This window comes from Mesorhizobium sp. M1A.F.Ca.IN.022.07.1.1 (assembly GCF_003997575.1).
Taxonomy (GTDB): domain Bacteria; phylum Pseudomonadota; class Alphaproteobacteria; order Rhizobiales; family Rhizobiaceae; genus Mesorhizobium.
In genome coordinates this window covers 1-6,387 of the sequence record NZ_RZST01000330.1, presented here as the reverse complement: position 1 = coordinate 6,387, position 6,387 = coordinate 1, and the positions used below count along the sequence as shown (strand labels likewise).

Genomic DNA, 6,387 nt, shown 5'->3' with positions numbered 1-6,387 from the left:
ATTGATGCGCGCGCGTGTCGCTGCAGCGTCGAGCAATTCGATGCGCTCGGGGTCGGCGTCCCAGGAGCGGATCGTCTCGCACGCCTCGCGCACACGTTCGAGCTGTGCGGCATTGGTGGCGACCGTCAGATTGTCGGCACGGCGGATGTCGGCGTCGATGTCTTCGGCCGTCGCCACCCGGATCACCTCGTCGACGCAGCCCGCCATCGCTGCCTGCATGGCGCTGACAGCTTGCCGGGTCGAGGTCTTCAGATATTTTTCGCGCGACCAGCCGAAGCCGCCCGAAAGCCAGCCGCCATTGCGCCCCGAGGCGCCGAAGCCGGCGAATTCGCGTTCGAGCAAGACTATGCGAAGCGAGGGTTTCGCCTTCTTGAGATAATAGGCGGTCCAGAGCCCGGTGTAGCCGGCGCCGACGATCGCAACATCGGCGTCGATGTCGCCGGGCAAGGGCGGACGCGGGCTTGGGACCGCGCCCAGATCCGCATACCAGAACGAGATGTCGCCGTTGCGCTTGACTTGCATGGGATGGCTTCCAGGAGACCGGAGAGAGGGATCAGGTGAGCGTCGTGTCTGCCGTGCTGTCGTCGGGCAGAAGCTTGGCGTCAGCGCCGTCGAAGCAAAGCTCGACCTTCTCGCCGAGGGCGAAATTCTCGCCGGTGAGCGGCGACCGCACGATCGCGGTCGAGCCGTCGCCGAGCTTCACTTCGTATTTCGATCCCGAGCCAAGATAGATCGCCTCGGCGATCGTTCCCGCCAGGCGGTTCTTGCCGTCGGCTTGCCCCGGCCGGCGAATGGCAAGTTTCTCGGGCCGCAGCAGCATCACCGGGCTGACTTCTCCGGCAAGCCGTCGCGGCGCGGCGACCGTCTCGCCGGCAATGGTCAGCGCAGTGCCGGTGCCGTCACTTCTGGCTTCGCCGCGCAGCACCGTGGAGTCGCCGATGAACCGGCCGACGAACAGCGTTGCCGGCTCGTCATAGAGCTGCCGTCCGGTGCCCACCTGCTCGATCCGGCCACGGTTGAATACGGCGATGCGATCCGACAGCACCAGCGCCTCCTCCTGGTCGTGCGTGACATAGACGAAGGTGGTGCCGAGCTCGCGATGGATGCGCTTGATCTCGAGCTGCAGCCATTCGCGCAGCTTCTTGTCGAGCGCGCCGAGCGGCTCGTCCATGAGGAGCAGCGGCGGGTCGAAGACGATGGCCCGCGCCAGCGCCACGCGCTGCTGCTGGCCGCCCGACAATTCGCTCGGATAGCGATGCGCGAAGTCGCCCATCTTGACCATGTCGAGCGCCTTGGCCACGCGCCGCTTCCGATCGTCCTGCCCAACGCCGCGCAGCGTCAGCGGATAGGCGACGTTGCGGCCGACCGTCATATGCGGGAACAATGCGTAGTGCTGAAAGACGACGCCGATGTTGCGCTTGTGCGCCGGCACGCCGACGACGCTTTGTCCTCCGACCAGCAGCTTGCCGCTCGACACATCCGTGAAACCGGCGATCACATTGAGCGTCGTCGTCTTGCCGGAGCCGCTCGGCCCAAGCAGCGTCATGAACTCGCCGGGCTCGATCCTGAGCGACACGCCGTCCAGCGCCTTGAACGCGCCATAGGCCTTGGTGACGAATTCGAGGTCGATCGCCGCGCCGCGATTGTCCGGTCTTGGGTTCATAGGCGTCCCTTCCGCTCGCGGCCAAGAAGAAGCATGCCGCCGCCGATCAGGATCGTCGTGGCGCACAAAAGGATCGTACCGACGGCAGCGACGGTCGGGTCGGCGTCGCGCGTGATCGAGGAGAAGATCTGCACCGGCAGGGTCTTGAGATAGGGGTTGGTGATGAACAGCGAGACGATGATCTCGTCGAAGGACGTCGCGAAGGCGAACAGCAGGCCGGAGAGGATGCCGGGCAGGATCAGCGGCAGCGTCACCGTCCGGAACGTGGTGAGCGCGCCGGCGCCGAGGCTCGCCGCAGCCGTCTCCAGCCGCCTGTCGAACACTTCCAGATTGGCCGACACGGCGATCAGCACGAAGGGCAGCGCCAGGATGGTGTGGGCGAGCACGAAGCCGGGCAGCGTGCCAACGAGTTGCGCATCGAGATAGACGGCATAGATGCCGATGGCCAGAACCACGCCCGGCACAACCATCGGCGTCAGCATCAGCATCCGCAGCAAATTGGCAGGCCGCGCCTTCATACGGTCGAGGCCGAAGGCGGCCAGCGTGCCGAGCACCGTTGCCAGCACCGCCACGATCGAGGCGACCTTCAGGGAATTGAGGAAGCTGGTCGACCATTCTGGATTCGTGACGAAATTCTCGTACCACTGCCAGGAGAAGCCTTGCGGTGGGAAGGAGAGCGACTTGTTGCCGTTGAACGACATCGGCACGACGACCAGCGTCGGTGCCACCAGCCAGATCGCCACCAACAGGCAGACAAGGCCGAGAACGACACGGGTGAGCGGCTTCATTTCCATCAGCGCCGCCCCGCTTCCCGGTGCCGCGACCGCATCACCGGCGCTGCAAGCGCCAGCAACAGGAAGGTCGCGACCAGGAGCACCACGCCCATCGCGCCGCCGCGTCCCCATTGCAACAGGCTGAGCACCTGGGTCTGCACCAGTGTCGACAGCATCGTCGAGCGCGGCCCGCCGAGCAGTGCCGGCGTGATGTAGAAGCCCAGCGCCAGGATGAAGACGATGATTGCGCCGGCATAGACGCCCGGCAGCGACAGCGGCAGGTAGACTGTCAAGAAGGCGCGGGACGGCCGGGCGCCAAGGCTGCGCGCCGCCTGCACCAGCCTGAGGTCGATGCCTCTCATCACCGAATAAAGCGGCAGGATCATGAAGGGCAAAAGCACCTGCGCCATGCCGATCACCACGCCCGTCTGGGTGCGGATCAGCCGGATGCCCGCGAAGCCGGCTGATCTGAGCAGCGAATTGATGACGCCGGAATCCTGCAGCAGGATCACCCAGGAGAGTGTGCGCACCACGCCGCTCACCCAGAAGGGGATGAGTACGCAAAGCACCAGGACGAGCCGCACGCGCGAACCGACCGCGGTCATGAGGTAAGCATAAGGATAAGCGCAAACCACGCAGACCAGAGTGACCCATGCCGAGATGGTGAAGGTGCGCTGGAGCACCGCGAGATTGACGGGCGCGCCGAAGAACCAGGCATAGTTCTGCACGCCCCATTCCGGCTCCGAGAGGCTGCGCAGCACGATGGTGAGCAGCGGATAGCCGATCACCGCGGCGAGCAGGATCATGGCCGGCAGCGTGAGCGCGAACGGTCGCCAGGCCCATCCTGCCCGCTTTTCGGCAGTCTGGATCGTCGGTTCGAGCGCGCTCACGGTTCTTGCCTCCGTCAGCTCAGTTGCCGGCCATCAGCGCGGACCACTTCTCCTGCGCGACCGGGAAGTTCTCGACCCAGAACTTGATGTTCTGCTTGTAGCCTTGCTTCTGGCGCTCGGGCGTGTTGGTCAGGAAAGCTGCGACCGACTCGTCAACCTTCGGCTTCGCATCGTTGTTGATCGGCGTGTAGGAGGTCTGCTGCGTGAGAATCTCCTGCGCCTGCTTGCCGAGATAGGCATTCAGCAGCGCATAGGCGGCATCCGTATCCTTGACACCGACGGGGATCGTCATCTGGTCCATCACCACCAGCCAGTCCTGCCAGGCGGGCGCGTATTTGGCACCATTCTTGACCGCCGTCATGGCGCGGCCGGTCCACATCATCAGCATGTCGGCTTCACCGGACTCCGCGAGCTGCTGCGATTCAGCGCCCGTCTTCCAGTAGATCGTGTCCGGGCCGAGCTTGCGAATCACGTCGAGGGCCTTGTCGATATCGGCAGCGGTCATCGCCTTCGGATCGCCGCCCGCCACCTTGAAGGCCTGTTCGAGCAGGCCACCGGTCGGATCGCCGGATCCGTCCAGGGCGCGCACGCCGGGGAACTTTTCGGTGTCGAAGAAATCGGCCCAGTTCTTGGGCGGGTTATCCTTGTACTTCTCCTTGTTGTACATCAGCACGACGCCGTAGTTCATCGCCGGAACCGAGCACTCGCCGACCTGTCCTTCGGGTATCTTCGAGACGTCGAGCTTCGAGAGATCGAGCTTCTGGAACAGCTTTCCGCAATGGACGTATGGCGGCAGATCGCCGGTATCGACCACGTCCCAGGTGACGTTGCCGGATTCGACCTGGGCCTGCAGCTTGGCGATCTCGGTCGGCCCGTCATTGAGCAGCTTGACGCCGGATTTGGCGACGAACTCCTTAAGCGCCGCCACCTGGCCGTCCTGATAGATGCCGCCATAGGAGACGAAGGTCAGGGTCTTGCCCTTGAGCGAGCCTTCCTTCACCTCGCCCGCGACAGGCTTTTCCTGTGCGAAGGCGGTGGTTGTCAGCATTCCGAGCGCCAGCACGGCGCCAAGACCTGCAAGTTTCGACTTCAACATAACTCTGACTCTCCCATTATGCCCGCGTTTAATCGGACTACCTGGCCGCGAGCGGTTTCCAGGGCTTGTATTGATCGAGCTCGGCGCGTGCCGAGGTCGGCGGTGCGATGATCCACATCACCTCGGCCCGACCACTGCCGATGTTCTCGCTGCGATGTGGTGTCGATGTCGCGTATTCGATGCTGTCGCCTTCTTCGAGGACGTGGCGGGCGTCGCCAAGAGAGACCTCGACGACACCGCGAAGGACGATCAGCATCTCCTGCGCGTCGCCATGCGTGTAAAGCGCGGAGCCGGTCGAGCCGCCGATATCGAACTCGCCGACATAGACCTCCATGTCGCTCAGCGGCGGGCGGGAAAGCAGCATCTTACGGCAGCCGTTGCTGGGCGGAAGGCTTGGCCGCTCGCTGCGCCGGAGCACGCCATGGTTCTGTGTCGCGCTTTCCTCGAACAGCATCGCGACGCTCACGCCCAACGCCGAAGCCATCTGGTTGAGCGAGGCAGTACTGGCGCCGGTCAGCCCGCGTTCAAGCTGGCTGATGAAGCTGGCGCTCGTTCCGGTCGCTTCCGCGAGGTCACGCAATGATAGACGGCGAGCGAGGCGCAGGGCCTTGAGCCGCACGCCCAGCACCTGCTGCGCATGAGCTGCAGCCGTGCCGGCACCGATCGCCGCCGGAGCCTGGCCGTCCTCCGAAGCCTCGCGCATCCCGTTTTCCTCCACTTAACACCTTGTACAGTACCACTGTACAGCTGGCAATAGGGGGCGGATGCCATTTCCACGGTCCCATGGCGGGGAACGGAAGCCGATCAAAAAATTAAGCATTCAACGGCAGTATCGAATGTCGGCCGGCAAGATGTCGTACAGCAAGGACCATTGTCGATCTGCTGAGCGGGAAGGGATTGCGATATGTCATCCTGGCTAAGAAAAGGACCGTTGATGCTCGTGCGCAGCCTGCTGATGCTGGCTGTCTTGGCGATCGGCACTCTGACTGCACCGGCGTTGGAACCGGCCAGCTATCCGGAGCCGCCGGACTCCGTAGCTTTCACCGTTCAGAAGGACGGCAAGCAGATCCCGGTCACACTGAGGCAGTTGGAAAAGCTCGGCCTCTACAAAGTCATCACCACAAGTCCTTTCGAGCAAGGGCAATTGACGTTTGAAGGCGTCCTGTTCCGAGACGTGCTTAAGTCCCTGGGATTGGCAGATAGGGATTCCGTCACTCTAAGGGCCGCGGACGATTACGTGCAGGTGATTCCGCACGAGGATTGGACGGAAGGTCCTCTGCTTCTTGCGACGCGCCAGGACGGGGAGTTGCTCACCCGACGAACACAAGGTCCGACCCGCTTGGTCTATCCTCTCAAGGATTTCCCCGCCTTCGACACGCCGATCCGCAAACCGCGATGGATTTGGCTGATCAAGACGATCGAGTCCGACAACTGACCGGCTGGTAGGCCTCCATGGTGGGATCTCGACTGAGAGGCTGGCGCATTCCGCTTACCTATGGCAGTGCCATAGGGCTGGCGGCGGTCGGTTCCGCGATCCTCATCGTCATGCTGTTTGTCAGTATCAGCAAGATCGAGTCTTCGCTGCCCCGGTTCGGGTTCTTCGCCATCCGCGAATTCCATATTGCCATACGCGACGTGACCCACCTGAGGGATATGATCTAGCTTGCTGAGGTCGCGCCCAACTCTCAGGCGAGCCTAGATCATCTGGCCGCTGCAAACGACCTGGTTTACATCCGCTTCAAGCGGGTCGACGGCGGCGAAACGATCAGCGCAATTCCCGCATATGCAGGCATCGTGCCGCGCGTGAACGACGCGGTAACGCGGCTCGACGCCGTGATCGCGGCGGGGCTCCCGTTCGATCAGCAGCGCTTGAAGGAACTGGGTCTGGAACTGGAGCAGATCGTCGGCCGGATGAACGACGAGTACTACAAATACGGCGAGGGCGTTAACGCCGATCTCTATGCG

8 protein-coding genes are annotated in these 6,387 nt (G+C 63.3%); 2 read left to right on the top strand and 6 right to left on the bottom strand.

Annotation, left to right across the window (positions count from 1 at the left end; translation table 11 throughout):
* The 6 genes from EOA75_RS26720 to EOA75_RS26695 form a co-directional block, all read right to left on the bottom strand.
* Positions 1-522: FAD-dependent oxidoreductase (locus tag EOA75_RS26720; protein WP_127325565.1), on the bottom strand; the 522-nt coding region annotated here is incomplete at its 3' end.
* A 31-nt stretch (positions 523-553) separates the two neighbouring features.
* Positions 554-1,663 carry an ABC transporter ATP-binding protein gene (locus EOA75_RS26715; protein WP_127325564.1) on the bottom strand — a complete coding sequence of 370 codons (1,110 nt, stop codon included), beginning with the start codon at positions 1,661-1,663 and terminating at the stop codon, positions 554-556.
* Complete coding sequence (locus EOA75_RS26710; protein ID WP_095826696.1) at positions 1,660-2,457, bottom strand: ABC transporter permease; 798 nt, start codon at positions 2,455-2,457, stop codon at positions 1,660-1,662. The genes EOA75_RS26715 and EOA75_RS26710 overlap by 4 nt, the downstream gene beginning before the upstream one ends.
* Positions 2,457-3,326, bottom strand: coding sequence for an ABC transporter permease (locus tag EOA75_RS26705; protein ID WP_127325563.1), 870 nt, complete (start codon positions 3,324-3,326; stop codon positions 2,457-2,459). The genes EOA75_RS26710 and EOA75_RS26705 overlap by 1 nt, the downstream gene beginning before the upstream one ends.
* 19 nt (positions 3,327-3,345) lie before the next feature.
* Positions 3,346-4,422, bottom strand: a complete 1,077-nt coding sequence (locus tag EOA75_RS26700) for an extracellular solute-binding protein (protein WP_127325562.1) — start codon at positions 4,420-4,422, stop codon at positions 3,346-3,348.
* 37 nt (positions 4,423-4,459) lie between these two features.
* Positions 4,460-5,125 carry an XRE family transcriptional regulator gene (locus EOA75_RS26695; protein WP_095781141.1) on the bottom strand — a complete coding sequence of 222 codons (666 nt, stop codon included), beginning with the start codon at positions 5,123-5,125 and terminating at the stop codon, positions 4,460-4,462.
* Positions 5,126-5,356: 231 nt separating this feature from the next.
* Here EOA75_RS26695 and EOA75_RS26690 point away from each other — a divergent pair, with 231 nt between their 5' ends.
* On the top strand, positions 5,357-5,857 hold the full coding sequence (locus EOA75_RS26690; protein WP_164747576.1) for a molybdopterin-dependent oxidoreductase: 501 nt from the start codon (positions 5,357-5,359) through the stop codon (positions 5,855-5,857).
* A gap of 17 nt (positions 5,858-5,874) precedes the next feature.
* Complete coding sequence (locus EOA75_RS26685) at positions 5,875-6,084, top strand: hypothetical protein (protein WP_127325560.1); 210 nt, start codon at positions 5,875-5,877, stop codon at positions 6,082-6,084.
* Positions 6,085-6,387: the final 303 nt, after the last annotated feature.

What these genes read in the sequence shown, in the direction of transcription:
- EOA75_RS26715 (WP_127325564.1), bottom strand. Translation starts at nt 1,663, where the DNA reads ATGAACCCAAGACCGGACAATCGCGGCGCGGCGATCGACCTCGAATTC.
- EOA75_RS26710 (WP_095826696.1), bottom strand. Translation starts at nt 2,457, where the DNA reads ATGGAAATGAAGCCGCTCACCCGTGTCGTTCTCGGCCTTGTCTGCCTG.
- EOA75_RS26700 (WP_127325562.1), bottom strand. Translation starts at nt 4,422, where the DNA reads ATGTTGAAGTCGAAACTTGCAGGTCTTGGCGCCGTGCTGGCGCTCGGA.
- EOA75_RS26695 (WP_095781141.1), bottom strand. Translation starts at nt 5,125, where the DNA reads ATGCGCGAGGCTTCGGAGGACGGCCAGGCTCCGGCGGCGATCGGTGCC.
- EOA75_RS26690 (WP_164747576.1), top strand. Translation starts at nt 5,357, where the DNA reads ATGCTCGTGCGCAGCCTGCTGATGCTGGCTGTCTTGGCGATCGGCACT.
- EOA75_RS26685 (WP_127325560.1), top strand. Translation starts at nt 5,875, where the DNA reads ATGGTGGGATCTCGACTGAGAGGCTGGCGCATTCCGCTTACCTATGGC.